General features: G+C 41.3%; 15 protein-coding genes. 6 read left to right on the top strand and 9 right to left on the bottom strand.

Annotated features, from left to right (window positions below):
• Window positions 1–40: 40 nt before the first annotated feature.
• The 6 genes from phhA to pspA form a co-directional block, all read right to left on the bottom strand.
• Window positions 41–841 (bottom strand): phenylalanine 4-monooxygenase, encoded by an 801-nt coding sequence (gene phhA, locus KO530_RS19380; protein ID WP_216050106.1) that lies wholly within the window; start codon window positions 839–841, stop codon window positions 41–43.
• 212 nt (window positions 842–1,053) lie between these two features.
• Window positions 1,054–2,106, bottom strand: a complete 1,053-nt coding sequence (locus tag KO530_RS19375) for a YcjF family protein (protein ID WP_216050105.1) — start codon at window positions 2,104–2,106, stop codon at window positions 1,054–1,056.
• 4 nt (window positions 2,107–2,110) lie between these two features.
• Window positions 2,111–3,544: a YcjX family protein gene (locus KO530_RS19370; RefSeq protein ID WP_216050104.1), complete on the bottom strand. Its 1,434-nt coding sequence runs from the start codon at window positions 3,542–3,544 to the stop codon at window positions 2,111–2,113.
• A gap of 259 nt (window positions 3,545–3,803) precedes the next feature.
• Window positions 3,804–4,256: an envelope stress response membrane protein PspC gene (pspC, locus tag KO530_RS19365; protein WP_216050103.1), complete on the bottom strand. Its 453-nt coding sequence runs from the start codon at window positions 4,254–4,256 to the stop codon at window positions 3,804–3,806.
• Window positions 4,253–4,492 carry an envelope stress response membrane protein PspB gene (gene pspB / locus KO530_RS19360; protein ID WP_216050102.1) on the bottom strand — a complete coding sequence of 80 codons (240 nt, stop codon included), beginning with the start codon at window positions 4,490–4,492 and terminating at the stop codon, window positions 4,253–4,255. The genes pspC and pspB overlap by 4 nt, the downstream gene beginning before the upstream one ends.
• 27 nt (window positions 4,493–4,519) lie before the next feature.
• Window positions 4,520–5,197 (bottom strand): phage shock protein PspA, encoded by a 678-nt coding sequence (pspA, locus tag KO530_RS19355; RefSeq protein ID WP_216050101.1) that lies wholly within the window; start codon window positions 5,195–5,197, stop codon window positions 4,520–4,522.
• 316 nt (window positions 5,198–5,513) lie between these two features.
• On the opposite strand from pspA, the gene pspF reads away from it, so the two are divergent.
• Genes pspF through KO530_RS19325 form a run of 6 tightly spaced genes read left to right on the top strand, consistent with a single transcriptional unit; the run spans window position 5,514 to window position 11,935 of the window.
• Window positions 5,514–6,617, top strand: a complete 1,104-nt coding sequence (pspF, locus tag KO530_RS19350) for a phage shock protein operon transcriptional activator (protein WP_216050100.1) — start codon at window positions 5,514–5,516, stop codon at window positions 6,615–6,617.
• A 4-nt stretch (window positions 6,618–6,621) separates the two neighbouring features.
• Window positions 6,622–8,250 (top strand): ABC transporter substrate-binding protein SapA, encoded by a 1,629-nt coding sequence (gene sapA, locus KO530_RS19345; protein WP_216050425.1) that lies wholly within the window; start codon window positions 6,622–6,624, stop codon window positions 8,248–8,250.
• Window positions 8,250–9,281 (top strand): ABC transporter permease, encoded by a 1,032-nt coding sequence (locus KO530_RS19340; protein ID WP_216050424.1) that lies wholly within the window; start codon window positions 8,250–8,252, stop codon window positions 9,279–9,281. The genes sapA and KO530_RS19340 overlap by 1 nt, the downstream gene beginning before the upstream one ends.
• Window positions 9,268–10,161, top strand: coding sequence for an ABC transporter permease subunit (locus KO530_RS19335; RefSeq protein ID WP_216050099.1), 894 nt, complete (start codon window positions 9,268–9,270; stop codon window positions 10,159–10,161). The genes KO530_RS19340 and KO530_RS19335 overlap by 14 nt, the downstream gene beginning before the upstream one ends.
• Window positions 10,161–11,156, top strand: a complete 996-nt coding sequence (locus KO530_RS19330; RefSeq protein ID WP_216050098.1) for a peptide ABC transporter ATP-binding protein — start codon at window positions 10,161–10,163, stop codon at window positions 11,154–11,156. Before KO530_RS19335 ends, KO530_RS19330 begins: the two co-directional genes overlap by 1 nt.
• A complete protein-coding gene (locus KO530_RS19325; protein ID WP_216050097.1) occupies window positions 11,153–11,935 on the top strand; it encodes an ATP-binding cassette domain-containing protein in 783 nt (260 codons plus the stop codon). The genes KO530_RS19330 and KO530_RS19325 overlap by 4 nt, the downstream gene beginning before the upstream one ends.
• Window positions 11,936–12,014: 79 nt before the next feature.
• Here the strand turns inward: KO530_RS19325 and KO530_RS19320 are convergent, their stop codons facing one another.
• Genes KO530_RS19320 through KO530_RS19310 form a run of 3 tightly spaced genes read right to left on the bottom strand, consistent with a single transcriptional unit; the run spans window position 12,015 to window position 15,222 of the window.
• On the bottom strand, window positions 12,015–13,145 hold the full coding sequence (locus KO530_RS19320) for a sodium ion-translocating decarboxylase subunit beta (RefSeq protein WP_216050096.1): 1,131 nt from the start codon (window positions 13,143–13,145) through the stop codon (window positions 12,015–12,017).
• A gap of 4 nt (window positions 13,146–13,149) precedes the next feature.
• Window positions 13,150–14,934, bottom strand: a complete 1,785-nt coding sequence (oadA, locus tag KO530_RS19315) for a sodium-extruding oxaloacetate decarboxylase subunit alpha (RefSeq protein WP_216050095.1) — start codon at window positions 14,932–14,934, stop codon at window positions 13,150–13,152.
• A 30-nt stretch (window positions 14,935–14,964) separates the two neighbouring features.
• On the bottom strand, window positions 14,965–15,222 hold the full coding sequence (locus tag KO530_RS19310; RefSeq protein WP_216050094.1) for an OadG family protein: 258 nt from the start codon (window positions 15,220–15,222) through the stop codon (window positions 14,965–14,967).
• Window positions 15,223–15,840: the final 618 nt, after the last annotated feature.

Genomic DNA, 15,840 nt, shown 5'->3' with positions numbered 1-15,840 from the left:
TCGAACAATTCTTAGGTGTATATCTAAAACTATTCGAGAGTTAACTAACTAACTTATCTTTGCTTTCAAAAAGCGGCGCTTTCAAACCTAATTTTTTCGCCGTATTCACCAATGCCATAATATCGAGCTGGGTTAATTCAAACAATTGATCAAAGTGATTTAATGTGAAATAAACCGGTTGCATGATGTCAATGCGATAGGGAGTGCGCAGTGCCTCTAGTGGCACCATCTCTTGTCTTATTGGTTTCTCACTTTCTAAGGCATAAATTGTTTCACCAGGTGAAGATAAAATCCCTCCCCCATAAATTCGCGTCCCGTCTGCTGTGTGCAACAAACCAAACTCAACGGTGAACCAATATAATCTAGCTAAGTATGCTCTATCCTGTTTATTCGCTGCCAACCCCAACTTTCCATATGTATGGGTGAAATGTGCAAAAGATGGATTGGTTAATAATGGGCAATGGCCAAATATTTCGTGAAAAATATCCGGTTCCTGAAGATAATCAAAATCCTCACGATTGCGAATAAATGTGGCGACCGGAAACTTTTTATTGGCTAATAAAGTGAAAAACGCATCAAAGTTAATCAGTGACGGAACCTGTTCCACCTGCCAACCTGTGGTGGCTGCTAGAACCTGATTCACTTCGCCTAATTGCGGAACTCTATCGACAGGCAAGTCGAGTAATCTAAGTCCTTGCATAAACTCATCACATGCCCTATTTTGAATAATCGCAATTTGTCGTTGGTATAAGTCTCTCCAAACCAAATTCTCACTTTGTGACCAGTCAACAAGGCCATTTTGATCCATACTTCGAGAAGAATATTTAGTTGTTTTTGGCATTTGTATTCCTCGACTTCCCATCTTGCAAAAGTCTTATTCTGTTCGTTTTTCTTTCAATCTAGATGAAAGAAAAACGTGCAATTTGCTAAATCTCAATGTCTTTAAGTCTACTTAATTAAGATTAAAGGAACAGAAGTCGAGGTATATAGAGTTTTTCAAAAATGTAACATTAATTTTACATAAGAACAGAGTTTTCCATTAAATACAAAAACTTATGATGTTACCTTTTTCAAGTCAGCAAGTAATTGTTGGGTAAGTTTTGACAACCCAGGAGGTTTACTTGCAATCCAAGGCAAGGGACGACATGCATGCATTGCCTTTATTCCAATTCGTGTGGTTAACACGCCCGCGCCTAAACCTTGAGCGACTCTTGATGATAGTTTACCCGTTACCCCAGCGCCAAGTGCATAATTTCCTGCGTCACTTATAATCTCCGCAGCGCCAGCGATTAGCATTGATTTAAACACTCGTTTAACCAAACTAATTCGTCCCCAGTATCCTAACTGAATCCCGTAACATTGGCTCACTTGTTTAAGCATGACTAAATTGCGCCACAAAACCACTGCCATGTCTAATAACGCAAAGGGACTCACGGCAATCATAGCGGCCGAAGCAGAAGCATGTTTAGTCACGCAAGCTAAGGCTTTTGGGTCTACTTTTTGGAGCACTTTTTGATCAAATAACTGCAAAACTTCACTATCAACATGATGTGCCTGTACGGTACTTTTCCATTGACCAATTTCCGCTTCATATTCATTTGCAGGCAAATTCGCGATCAGCTTTTCACAAAATCCTTCTGACTGTCCTATGGTTGGTGCCGCGAGCAATTGCAGTGCTTGTTGTTTAAATTCATCATGCCGTTTGAGGTGCGCCAGTCCGCGCCATTGGGAAAATAACTCTTTTGCTGCCATCACTACAATCAACGAAAACAAAATAAGCCAAATAGCCGACAAAAAATCTTCAGTTAAATAAACTTCGCGAATGAACAAAGCGAGTTCGGCGCAGCCAAGCCCTAAGGCCAACAGCAGTAACCAGAATAATTTAGAACTCTTTGCTGTTTTTAGGTTTTGAGGATCATCAAAATCATCGGTTTGCTCTGTTTCGGGGCTGCTTTGCTCCCAAACCACATCAGCTTGCAAAAGCGTGGCAGGCTTAATTTTATGGGACGACTCAACTGTTGCTTGCTCTGCCCCGTCATTTTGCTCTTCTGTCAGTATTAAACTAGATTGAATACTGTCCTTAGCAGGTTGTTCTGATTGACTCATAACTTCACTCCAGTTTGTCACCTAACACAAATTCCAATACATGGTCTAACCGTATATGTGGAAAGGCACTTTTGTTGTCGCCTTTTGGCATCGGACGAAAATTCGGAAAAGCAAAACCTTGATGCTGCCAAAATGACTGTGCAGGGCATTCTTTAGGCACTTCTCCTGGAAACAAAGTAATTGCTTTACCTTCAATAGTGGTGCCTTTAAGCACTTGAACAGCCTCCCCATTTAGTATGCTACTGCCTACTTGTGAGGTACGTATGGCGCTAAAAGCAGTGGATTCGGTTGCGACTCCTTCATATTGAATATGCTGTCTAGCCTCATGGATCATTGATTCTAAAAGCATCACCAAATTAGGTTGTTGCTCTGGGGTTATATGGTCTGATTTACTCGCAGCAAACATCAGTTTGTCGATGTTAGGTGAGAATATTCGTTGTAAAATATTACTGGTACCATAGTGAAAACTGCCTAATAACCAATTGATGGCTTTGCGTAAATCATTAAAACTATGGGCTCCCATATTCAAAGCAGATAAACAATCGACCAAAATAATTTGTCGATCAAAACGTTTAAAATGCTTTTTGTAAAACGGTCGAATGACTTTTTTCTGATATTGTTCAAAACGGCTGCTCAGCAAATCCAATAATTCAGAGTTTTCACCGTTAGCTTGATTGTCAGACGCTAACTTCAGTTGCGCTGGATTTAACGGAAAGAACTGCAACACAGGCGCCCCCACTAACTCGCCCGGTAGCACAAAACGACCAGGTTGAATAAGTTGATAACCTTGAGCCTTACACTCATGAAGAAACTGGGTAAACAGGTTGGAAATATGTTGAATTTGCATCTCATCTGCAGTCCCAGTCAAATCTAAGTTATTCAATTCAGATTTAAAATCCTCAGCCAGTGAACTCTTAGTTGGATCGTGCAAGTCGTCCCAAAAATTCTGGCACCACTGCACATAATCCAATTCTAATAACGGTAAATCGAGAAGCCATTCTCCGGGATAGTCAGTAATATCCAATGTTAAGGTACTGTATTCGGATACTAATCTGCGCAGTCGTGACTGATTGCGATATTTAATTAGCAGCCGCACCTGAGACACTCCACTGGTAGATTCTGGCCACTTTGGTGGTTCACTGTTTAGGCTTTCTAGCCCCTGTTCATAGGCGAAACGGGCAACGGTTACATCTGGCTGAACGTCGCGCTTAACACCAATTAGTCGATTCTCAGATACCACCGAGAAAAACGGCAAATCAGATGACTCTCGAGCATTCAGTAATTGATTTACCAAAGAAGTGATAAACGCGGTTTTACCACTTTTACTCAGGCCCGTCACCGCTAGACTCACGTGATGATCCATCAGCCGGTTCCCCAACACTTTGGCTTGATCTTGAAAACGTTGCACTGAAGAGTTTTGGGTTATTTTAGATAGCAATCAAATGACTCCTGAGATGACAAAACAGGTTAGCGAGCGAAGTACAATAAAAGGATATTACCTGTGTTTAATTTACAAGCAAAATCTGACTGATAAGTTAATCACGATGTATGCAAGGGTTTTTAATGGGATGATCAACTACCAGACTCTGGTTATTTGCCAAATAGTAAGCAAACCAACCTACATAAAACTGCACCAAGCATTGGTTTAAACAAGGTGCAGTTTGAAAAAACGACTAGCTTAATTGCTCATTAAACCGCTAGAGTTTGTTAATTTCGCGATTCAACTGAAATTCAGATGAAGTAACATAGGTTTCAATCTTTCTCAAACGCGCTTCCGTTCGTAAATATTGCTGTTTGATATCATAAAAAGCTTGCTTTGGAGGCTCTCCAGCCTGCCAAACCTTTGACTTAACCGCTACTTTTTTATCTGCATCATCAATATCGTTATGCCAACCTTTTACACCAGACTTGCCATGAAAGTGATGTTGGCCTTGTGAACTATGTTTAGATTCAGGTGTTTTTTTATCTAAAATGAACCAAGCAGCGATGTAAAATACTGGAATAAATGGCCCAGCGAGTAACAACATGGCGGCGACTGCAGCAATTCGAACTAGCCAAGTCTCTATTCCAAAGTACTCAGCAATCCCTGCACAGACACCGGCAATTTTTCCATTTTCCGAATCGCGCTGTAATTGCTTGCGTGGTGTCATGATTTATTTCTCCAATCTGGTGATTCCGCATCCAAAATGGCTTCTAAAGTCTGGATACGATCTGCCATCATTTCAGCCTTGTTGGATAATTCCTGTAATGACTTATATTCATCTTCAGATAACCCTTGGCTGACCTGCTTTTTACTTCGGTAATGCAGAATCAACCAAATAGGTGCGACAATTATCATGAAAATAATAGTAGGTACGCCTACCGTCACAATCAATATATCTTCCACGGTGTTACTCCTTCCTGGCCACTACTTTTATTTTTTAGCTTTACTATTTTTAGTCTGTACTTTTTTCTTAAGCGCTGCCAGTTCATCGTCAATCACATCATCAGATGCTAAATCAGCAAATTCATCAGCTAAAGTTTTCTTACCTAAATCATAGGAATCAACCTGTGATTCCAAATCATCAATTTTACGCTCGTATTGTTCGAAACGTCCCATCGCTGCATCAACTTTGCTGCTATCTAAGGTGCGTTTCACTTCAAGACGAGAGCTCACTGTCTTCTGACGCATGATAATCGTTTTTTGACGAGCTTTTGCATCGGCTAACTTATCTTGCAATTGGCCAATTTCGCCCTGTAGCTTGCTGATTTGTTCATCAATAAGCGCTAATTCCTTAGCTAAAGAATCACTGTGTTCAACACACTTTTTCTTTTCTTGTAATGCAGCTCTGGCAAGATCTTCACGATCTTTACTCAATGCCAGTTCAGCTTTAGATTGCCAATCTTCAGCTTCATTGGTTAATTTTGTAATCTGTGAGCTAATATCTTTTTTATTAGCTAGGGTCTTAGCTGAGGCAGAACGCACCTCGACTAATGTATCTTCCATTTCTTGGATAATGAGGCGAACCATTTTTTCTGGATCTTCAGCCTTATCAAGTAATGAATTAATATTTGAGTTCACGATGTCTGTAAAACGCGAGAAGATACCCATAATCTTTTCCTCTACTTCAAGTTATCGAATAAATAAATGCTTTTGGCATTTGCTGTAATTGATTATTCAATATACGGGCCAACTAATTAAATCAGTTTAACCTTATGATTTTTAAATAAAAACAATTTTATTCCTTAACTTTATGATTTTAGCGTATTATGATTATCAACCACATATTAGCGAATTCGACCACTTTTTACTTTGATGAACAAATACGTGAGCTAAAACTAACTATTTAGTAAAGGTTTAAACGTTAATTGCATCGTCGAATATAGTAGTCTAACAGCTACAATTTTCAAATAGAGGAAATGTGTCAATGAGCCGATTTCGTCAACAAGACAATCTGCTAGGACAGTCCAATAGCTTCCTTGAAGTGCTTGAACAAATATCTCAAATTGCGCCTTTGAACAAACCTGTTCTAATCATTGGTGAAAGAGGGACTGGTAAGGAACTAGTGGCAGCTCGTCTGCATTATTTGTCTAAGCGTTGGGAACAAAATTATTTAAAGCTCAATTGCGCAGCGCTAAGTGAAAGCTTATTAGAAACTGAACTGTTCGGATACGAAGCTGGCGCGTTCACTGGTGCTCAAAAACGACGAGAAGGTCGTTTTGAGGTCGCTAACAATGGCACCCTTTTCTTAGACGAGCTGGCCAACACTTCAGGTCTGATTCAAGAGAAACTGCTAAGAGTTATCGAATATGGTGAATTTGAACGGGTTGGCGGTTCTCGCTCCGTAAAGGTGGATGTGCGAATTGTAGCGGCAACCAATGAAGATTTACCCTCATTAGCCGCCTCAGGTGAGTTTAGACCGGATTTACTAGACCGACTCGCATTCGATGTTATTACTCTCCCTCCATTACGTGAACGCCTAGAAGATATTATGATGCTGGCCGAACATTTCGCGATTAATATGGCGCGAGAATTAGAAATGGAGTTATTTAGTGGCTTTACTGAGAAAGCCAAACGCACTTTGCTCGAATATGAATGGCCGGGCAACATTCGTGAACTGAAAAACGTTGTGGAACGAGCAGTCTATCGAAGCAATAACCCACATGTGCCAGTCCATCAAATCGTGTTAGATCCCTTTGAGTCTGTTTTTCGACCAAAAGGCAGAATTAAAACCCAAGACCGGATTACCGCAGTGGTGCCACCAGCAGCAGTAACGCCATCAGCTCCGACAGAAAGCGCAACAAATACGGACGAACCTGTTAAAGCAAAACAGAAAGCCTTTCAGTTTCCTGTTGATTTGAAAACACTGTCACAAGAATTTGAGGTCGACTTAATTAAACAGGCATTATCTGATAGTCAATTTAATCAAAAAAAGACCGCAGAGAAGTTATCTTTGACCTATCATCAATTACGCGGTTATCTAAAAAAATATAATTTATTGGACAGTTCCCCAGAAGACATAGAAGATTAAGGTGATGCATCCTAAAACTCCCAATCGATTGTTTCGCTTCACCTTAGCAGTGCTGCTTGCGCTGAGTGTTAGTGGTTGTTTTGATGGCACAACAGCAACTTCCTCTGTGACCGGTGTCATTTATTGTTCGGAAGGCAACCCAACAAGCTTTAATCCACAACTTGACACCTCAGGCACCACATCTGATGCATCCTCTCACCAAATATATGACCGCTTACTCAATTTTGACCCACAATCTGGAAAAATTGTGCCCGCATTGGCCAGTAGTTGGCTAATTAGCCAAGATGGATTGACATATACTTTCCAACTACGCAGAGGCGTAAAGTTTCATAACACCGATTATTTTACGCCTACTCGAACCTTTAACGCCGATGACGTTATTTTCAGTATTGACCGCTGGCGTCTAGACAGCCATCCGTATCATTACGTATCGGGTGGCAACTATCCTTATTTCACGAGTATTGGACTCATCGACTTAATTTCAAATGTGAAACGAATAAATGGTTACCGAGTAGAAATTACCTTAGCCCGCCCTGACAGTTCTTTTTTAGCCAACTTAGCCACTGATTTCGCGGTTATTCTGTCAGCTGAATACGCACAAAAATTAATCTTAAGTAACCAACAAGAACGGATTGATAATTATCCGATTGGCACAGGGCCATTCAGATTTAAAGAGTATAAAAAAGACCATTACATACGTTATAGCAAGCACCAAGACTATTGGCAGCATAAAAACGCACCGAACAAACTTATCTTTGACATTACAACAACGAGCTCGCTCAGGTTAGCTAAACTCATGACAGGTGAATGTGATGCCATCGCATTTCCTGCGCACAGCGAGTTGGATACCATTCGTGAAAGGCCAGACCTTACCCTTGATGGCAGGCCTGGCCTCAATGTGGGGTTTTGGGCGTTCAATACGTCGAAATATCCTTTTGATAACCCAAAAGTAAGACGTGCCTTAGCCATGGCGATTGATAAAAATACCTTACTTGAAGCGGTTTATTACGGTAGCGCCGTAAGTGCAAAAAGTCTGTTACCTGAATCATCTTGGGCGTATCAGTCTGATGTGAGTGAAACCAACTATAATCCTGTAATGGCCCGTAAGCTATTACGAGAAAGCGGCATAGACGAAGGGTTTACCATGAATATATGGGCAATGCCCGTTGAAAGAGCGTACAACCCAAATGCCCGTAAAATGGCTGAATTGATGCAAAATTACCTCAATCAAGTAGGCATTCAAGTGAATATTGTTAGTTATGAGTGGACAACATTTCGTGAAAAACTAAAAGAAGGGCAGCACGACTCTGTACTTATCGGTTGGTCAGCAGATAATGGCGACCCAGATAACTTTTACCGTCCTCTGCTAACCTGTTCGGCCATTGAATCTGGTACAAACCGAGCGATGTGGTGTTCTGAGGAATATGATTCCTTGATAAATCAAGCGTTACGATACTCGGAAATAGCACAACGTATCGAATATTATAAATTGGCCAATAAATTGATTGCTGAACAATTACCTTTAGTTCCTTTAGCTCATGCGTATCGTTATCGTGCGCACCGCCGCGAGCTTAACGGATTAGTGATTAATCCGTTTGGTGCAATTCGATTTGGGGACGTAGAGAAACAATGATGTTGATGCAAATCATTCGAAAATTTAATTTGCTTATTCTCACCTTGTTTGTGCTAAGCGTATTATCCTTTGCGTTAGTTTATTTATTTCCTGGCGACCCAATCGTAAACTTAACAGGGTTAAAACATTCTTCTCCTGAAAACCATCAATATCTCATAGAGCTTCATGGTTTTGACCGTTCATATGTCTATCAATATTGGCTTTATTTAAATAATCTATTAGAAGGTCAATGGGGGCTAAGTTTTAGCTCTGATAATCCACTTTGGATGGAAATATCACAAACTTTACCCGCGAGTATGGAACTAAGCGCTTACGCTTTGTTGCTCTCTTTACTAATCGGTGTGCCTTTGGGTTTTCTGGCAGGCTTTCAGCATTACAAGCTATCGGATTACAGCTTATTAGCCGCAAGTGTTATTGGCTATTCGACCCCAGTCTTTTGGCTGTCACTCATCATGATTTTGGTGTTTTCATTGCAACTTGGCTGGTTTCCACTGTCCGGCAGAATTAGTTTACTTTTCGATATCCCTCATCAAACTGGTTTTATGTTTATTGATATTTTATTAAGTGATTTTGAATTCAAAAATGCCGCCGTTAACAGTGCTCTGCAACATCTTATTTTACCAACCTTGTCTCTGACAATTGTAACCGCATCAATTATATTTCGAATTACACGCCGTTCGGTTATCGATGTGATGGCGAGCCAATATATATTAACCGCCTACACTAGAGGACTAAGTGGATGGCAGGTGGTATTCCGACACGGCGTCAGAAATGCGCTACTGCCGATTATCCCACTGTTTGGTATGCAATTCGCTGTGCTGCTGACAAATGCCATGATAGTCGAAGTTATTTTTTCCTGGCCAGGGATTGGAAACTGGCTAATTCAGGCAATTTTTCAACGGGATTACCCTGCGATTCGTGCGGGTATGTTAGCCGTATCTACAATGGTTATCATTTTAACAGTCTGCACCGACTTGTTAGCCAAGCTGATTAACCCAGCACTAACGGGAGAACGTCGTGCCCAAATTTGATATTTATCAGGAAGAATTCCATCCTTCACCATTGATACATACTTGGTGGGAATTTCGCAAAAGCCATATTGCCGTCTTGGGCTTATGGATATTGGGATTTTTTATATTCCTCGTAGTGTTCGGCCCGCTCATTGCGCCATTTGATCCTTTGCTACAAAACCCCAATGCCTTTCTGGTTAAACCATCGTGGGATGTAAACGGTTCAATTCGACATTTATTTGGAACCGATAGCATAGGACGGGATCTACTCTCGCGGTTAATCTATGGTTGTAGAATGACCCTTGGGATAAGCTTATTATTGGTTCTATTGGCTATGCTAGTTGGCGTAGCATTAGGGGCATTGGCGGGCATAACTCACGGCGTACGGTCTAGCGTATTAAATCATTTATTGGACTCAATTTTAGCAATACCAACCTTGCTTATTGCCATCGTCATTGTTGGTATTTTAGGTGTTGGTTTGGTCAACAGTATGTGGGCAATAAGTTTGGCACTCATCCCCCAGTTTGTGCATAACACGCGAGAAGTCGTCAGAACCGAAATGGCCAAAGAATATATATTGGCTTCTAAATTAGACGGTGCTAAAAATACCTACCTGTTTTTCTATTGTATTTTGCCGAATATGTACGAAATGTTAGTTGTACAAGGCACAATGGCATTGTCTATCGCAATTTTGGATATTAGCGCCTTAGGATTTTTAGGGTTGGGGGCGCAAGCGCCAGCCCCTGAGCTAGGCACTATGCTCTCTGAAGGGCTGCGAGTTGCTTACAAATCGCCATGGAGCATCGCACTACCAGGAAGTGCAATATTTTTAATGGTGTTGTCAGTAAATGTGGTGGGTGACGGTCTTCGCTCAGCACTTCGAAATAGGCTGCAACGTTAATGGCATTGCTAGATATTAAAAATCTAACCCTTGAAATCAACGGTTCAACGGGCTGGATGAAAGCCTTGGATAAAGTGAACTTACGCATTGAAGAAGGCGAGATACGCGCTTTAGTGGGTGAGTCCGGCTCAGGTAAGAGTTTAATCGTCAGAGCCGTTGTTGGGGCGATTCCTGAAAACTGGCGATTAACCGCAGATAGGCTCACTTGGAAAGGTCGAGATTTATTAAAAATTAGCCAAGCCGAACGACGCAAAATAATGCGCAGTGAAATTGCCGTTATTTTTCAAAATCCGATTGCATCATTAGACCCCTCATCCACCCTTGGTGAGCAGTTAATGGAAAGTATTCCTGGACATATTTTGAAAGGGAAATGGTTTTGGCAAAGGAGCAAACAACGACTTCAGATAGCCATCAAACTATTACACAAAGTCGGTATTAAAGATCATAAAAAGTATTTACAAGCCTACCCCAATCAAATTGCCGATGATATTGGTCAGAAATTTTTAATCGCATGTGCTTTGGTCTCTTCACCGCAACTGTTGATTGCCGACGATCCTACCCGTGGCATGGAGATTACGACCAAAATACAGATATTAAAACTGTTGTCGCAACTTAATAAGACACGTAATTTGAGCATTTTATTTGTTAGCCACGATTTGATCGCAATATCGAGTATGGCAAACAAGATGACCGTTTTATATTGTGGTCAAACGGTAGAGGATGGAAAAATGGCGCAACTACGCAAACGCCCGTTGCATCCTTATACCAAAGCGCTATTAGACAGTGCCCCTAGTTTCAGGAAGGATTTGCCGCCTAAATCGCCGCTATCCACCCTCGATGGCACCATTCCCACATTGCAACATTTACCCATAGGCTGTCGACTAGGTCCTCGCTGCCCTCGTGCACAAAGGGAATGTGTTAAGGTGCCTGAACTTAGATATGTACAAGATCATTTCTATAGTTGCCACTTTCCCTTAATACGAGAAAAAGAATGACGGCTTTATTAAAGGTTGAAAACCTCGAGTACACCCAAAAACCGACTAGGAGTCTGTTTAAGAAGCGCTCTGGATTCACGCTAAGTAAAGTGAGTTTCGAATTGAACAGTGGCGAAACCTTAGCAATTTTGGGGGAAAATGGCTCCGGAAAATCCTTGTTAGGAAAACTTTTGGTTGGCGCTGAGATACCAACTGGAGGCAATATATTTTTAAATGGTCAAAAGTTATCGCCACATAATTTACGACAACGCTGTCTTAATATTCGAATGATTTTTCAACACAGTAATGAGTCGCTAAATCCTGGTATTAATATCGCCAAAATTTTGGAAGGCCCTTTAATCCTTAACACCCAATTAAGTTCAACTGAACGGTTAAAGAAAATAGAGCAAACCTTAAAATTAGTAGGGTTGTTGCCCGATCACATGTTTTTTTATCGACACATGTTATCTGATGGTCAACGACAACGTTTAGCCTTAGCCAAAGCGCTTATTCTCGATCCACAAGTTATTGTTGCTGATGAACCTTTTGCTGCATTAGATCCCTCGGTTCGCTCGCAGACCATAAACTTGATTATGAAACTACAAAAGGACCTTGGTTTAGGATTTATATTTATTTCTCATAATTTAGGGATTATCAGGCACATCAGTGATCGGGTATTAATTCTGCAAAACGGAAACTTAGTGGAGACAGGTAAAACTGACGTGGTATTCAATTGGCCAAAAAGTGAGTACACCGAAAAGTTAGTTAAATCCCACCTATCACTTATTACCCCAAATTAATTTGAACATAAAAAAACCCGGAGAGAGTGAGCCTCAACGGGTTTGTTTTAACTTTTTACTTTCTCGCTGAAGCGATAACCTAACCCACTAAGGCTAACAAGATACCGGCCGCTACTGCTGAGCCCAATACTCCTGCCACATTAGGTCCCATTGCATGCATCAGTAAGAAGTTATGGGGGTTGGCTTGCAATCCAACTTTGTTTACTACCCTTGCGGCCATAGGAACGGCTGACACGCCGGCTGCGCCGATTAAAGGATTGATATCTGCTTTGCTATACTTATTCATCAGTTTCGCCATTAGAACGCCTGTGGCTGTTCCTATAGCAAATGCCACAGCACCCAATGCAAGTATACCCAATGTTTCTGCTTTCAAAAATTTATCAGCAGACAACTTCGAACCAACAGCCAAACCTAAGAAGATAGTGACGATATTGATAAGCTCGTTTTGCGCAGTATTGCTCAAACGATCCACCACACCACACTCTTTCATTAAGTTACCCAAACAAAACATACCTACTAGCGGCGTTGCCGTCGGCAAAAACAGGATAGTCATTAGCAACACAGCTAATGGAAAAACGATTTTTTCTCGTTTAGACACTATACGCAACTGACCCATTTGAATTTTTCGTTCTTCAGGGGTCGTTAACGCTTTCATTATTGGTGGCTGAATAATAGGTACCAATGCCATGTAAGAATAAGCAGCAACAGCGATAGTGCCTAATAATTCAGGGGCTAATTTCGATGCTAAGAAAATTGCCGTTGGGCCATCCGCGCCACCGATTATGGCAATCGCTGCAGCATCTTTTAAGGTAAATTCAAGACCTGGAACAAAGTTTAGTAAAATCGCCCCTAACAAGGTGGCAAATATACCGAACTGTGCAGCGGCGCCAAGCAACAACATCCGTGGGTTAGCAATAAGCGCGCTGAAATCAGTCATTGCACCTACTCCCATGAAAATGAGCAGAGGGAACACCCCTGTATCAATTCCAACGGCATAAATGTAATGCAGTAAACCACCCATTTCGCTAAAACCAGCCAATGGAATATTGGTCAATAACGCACCAAAACCAATGGGCAACAATAATAGCGGTTCAAATTTCTTAACGATGGCCAAATATAGTAACAACAGGCCAACAACCATCATGATCACTTGACCAGCCTGGAAGTGTGCCAGCGCGGTGCTTTGCCATAGGATTTCTAACTTCTCCATGAAATTATCCTAAACTCAATAAAGCTTGACCTGATTGGACTGCATCGCCTTCTGATACAAGTACATCAGTCACGATACCGCTTTCGATAGCACGTATTTCTGTTTCCATTTTCATCGCTTCCATGATGATGACGACATCACCTTCGCTCACTTCGTCTCCTTCGCGAACTAAGATTTTGAATATATTACCCGCCAATGGTGCGTTTAATTCAACACCTTCGTCAGAAGATGGGGTGGCAGTTGGCGTCGCCGCTTCAGTGCTTTTAACTGAAGAAAGTTGACCACTTGGGGCAACCTCCACTTCATAAGACTTGCCATCAACACGCACAGAATAACTTTCTGCTTTACCTTGGGCTGGCGAAGATGCAGCTGACGAAGTTGCAGGTTTTGCTTCAGTCTCGCCTGTAGGAGCAGGTTCAAATGCGTCAGGATTCCCTCTATTTTGCAAAAACTTCAAGCCGATTTGCGGGAATAATGCATAGGTTAATACGTCATCCACTTTTTCCTCAGCCAACTTAATATTTTGCTGTTGCGCAATTTCAGTCAATTCTGTGGTTAAGGCAGCTAATTCAGGTTCAATCAGATCAGCGGGTCGACAAGTAATAGGTTCTTGGCCATCTAATACTCTAGCTTGTAATTCTGCATTCACTGGCGCTGCGGTTGCGCCATACTCACCTTTAAGAACACCTGCAGTTTCCTTAGTGATGCTCTTATATCGTTCTCCGGTCAGCACATTTAATACAGATTGAGAACCAACGATTTGCGAAGTTGGAGTCACTAATGGAATAAAACCAAGATCTTCCCTTACTTTAGGAATTTCTTTGAGTACTTCATCCATTTTATCTTCAGCACCTTGTTCACGAAGTTGGTTTTCCATATTCGTCAACATTCCACCAGGCACTTGAGCAATTAATATTCGTGCATCAACGCCCTTCAAGCTACCTTCAAATTTAGCGTATTTTTTACGCACTTCTCTGAAGTAACTCGCGATTTCAGCCATCAGATGCAAATCTAAGCCGGTATCTCGGTCAGTACCTTCCACAATCGACATAATGGTTTCAGTTGCACTGTGCCCGTACGTCATACTCATAGATGATACCGCGCAATCAACCATATCAATACCCGCATCAATGGCTTTTTGATAGGTTGCGGTGCTTAGTCCAGTGGTTGCATGACATTGCATGGCAATAGGCACACTTATAATTTCTTTCAAGCGAGTAATTAGTTCTTCACATTCGTAAGGTTTCAACAACCCTGCCATATCTTTGATACACAAAGAATGTATGCCCATATCCTCTAAGGACTTAGCCATGTCTAGCCAACGCTCTAGGGTATGCACTGGACTTACTGTATAGGAAATCGTGCCTTGGGCATGTGCGCCTACAGAAACCACAGATTTAATCGCTGTTTCCAGATTTCGAGTGTCATTCATTGCATCGAAAATACGAAACACATCAACGCCATTGGTATGCGCTCTTTCTACAAACTTTTCAACTACATCATCTGCGTAGTGACGATACCCCAAAAGATTCTGCCCTCTTAGCAACATCTGCTGAGGTGTATTAGGCATGGCCTTTTTTAATTCACGGATACGATCCCAAGGATCTTCGCCAAGATAACGAATGCAAGAGTCGAATGTAGCGCCTCCCCAAGATTCCATTGACCAAAAGCCAACTTTATCTAATTTCGCTGCGATGGGTAACATATCATCCAATCGCATTCTAGTGGCTAATAAAGATTGGTGCGCATCACGCAGTACCAATTCAGTTATTTTAAGGGGGTTGCTCATGGAAACTCCTAAAAAATCGATTTATTTAGACTATCTATTTTTTCGATATTGGTGAACTGCGGCGGTTATTGCCGCAATAGGCACGGAAGAATTTGATTTGTCATTAGACACTTTCCTTTGTGTCCTAGCAGGATGCGCAGGGACAACTTCTTCAGGAAATATTCGGTTAATTGCAGCAATTAAGTTTACTGCGCCGATTAGTAGTGTAAGGAAAACAAACACCACAACCATACCCACTACCATTAGGTTGGCAGCTTCAATTAGTAATTCAGAAATGGACGTTTGCATATAATTCACACTGTTATTAGTTTAGGTATCGATAAGTATCACTTAAGCATTGAAAACTCAACCAAAATCCACAAAGCAAACTGTATTTTTAGGGTACTTATTCAACTATTTTGAATTTTTACCCACTCAAGTCGCTGATTAGGCGTCTCCACCAATCATTTAGCCACTTTATACTGTAAATCTGTTCGAATACTTTTAGCGTTAGCTATAAAGTTAATTTAATGCAAAGCAGCGCTATCATACCAATCGTCACGTTTAGATTAATATTACTTATTGGTAATTACTTATAAATATTTAATTTAACTTCGGGCATAAAAAAACCGCTTATAAAAGCGGTTTTTTTATTGCTTATACTTCAAATCATTTACGTCGATTTTATATTTCTAACTTCTCGAGATACGTTCTTTAGCAAAACGCTATTCAAGCACAAAATCGTAGTTTTGATTTTCGAACCTCCTGCGGAGCTTCGATTCAAATATGGCGCGTGTGGAAGGATGATTTCAGGCATCCTGCCTTACACCCCTTCGGGGCCGTGCTGCGCACGTTCAAAATCGTTCCTGACGATTTTGTCGAACCTCCTGCGGAGCTTCGATTCAAGTATGGCGCGTGTGGAAGGAT

This window comes from Aliiglaciecola lipolytica, from assembly GCF_018860635.1.
Taxonomy (GTDB): Bacteria; Pseudomonadota; Gammaproteobacteria; order Enterobacterales; family Alteromonadaceae; genus Aliiglaciecola; species Aliiglaciecola lipolytica_A.
The sequence above is the reverse complement of the archived record's forward strand: the minus strand, read 5'-3'. Positions and strand labels throughout refer to the sequence as shown.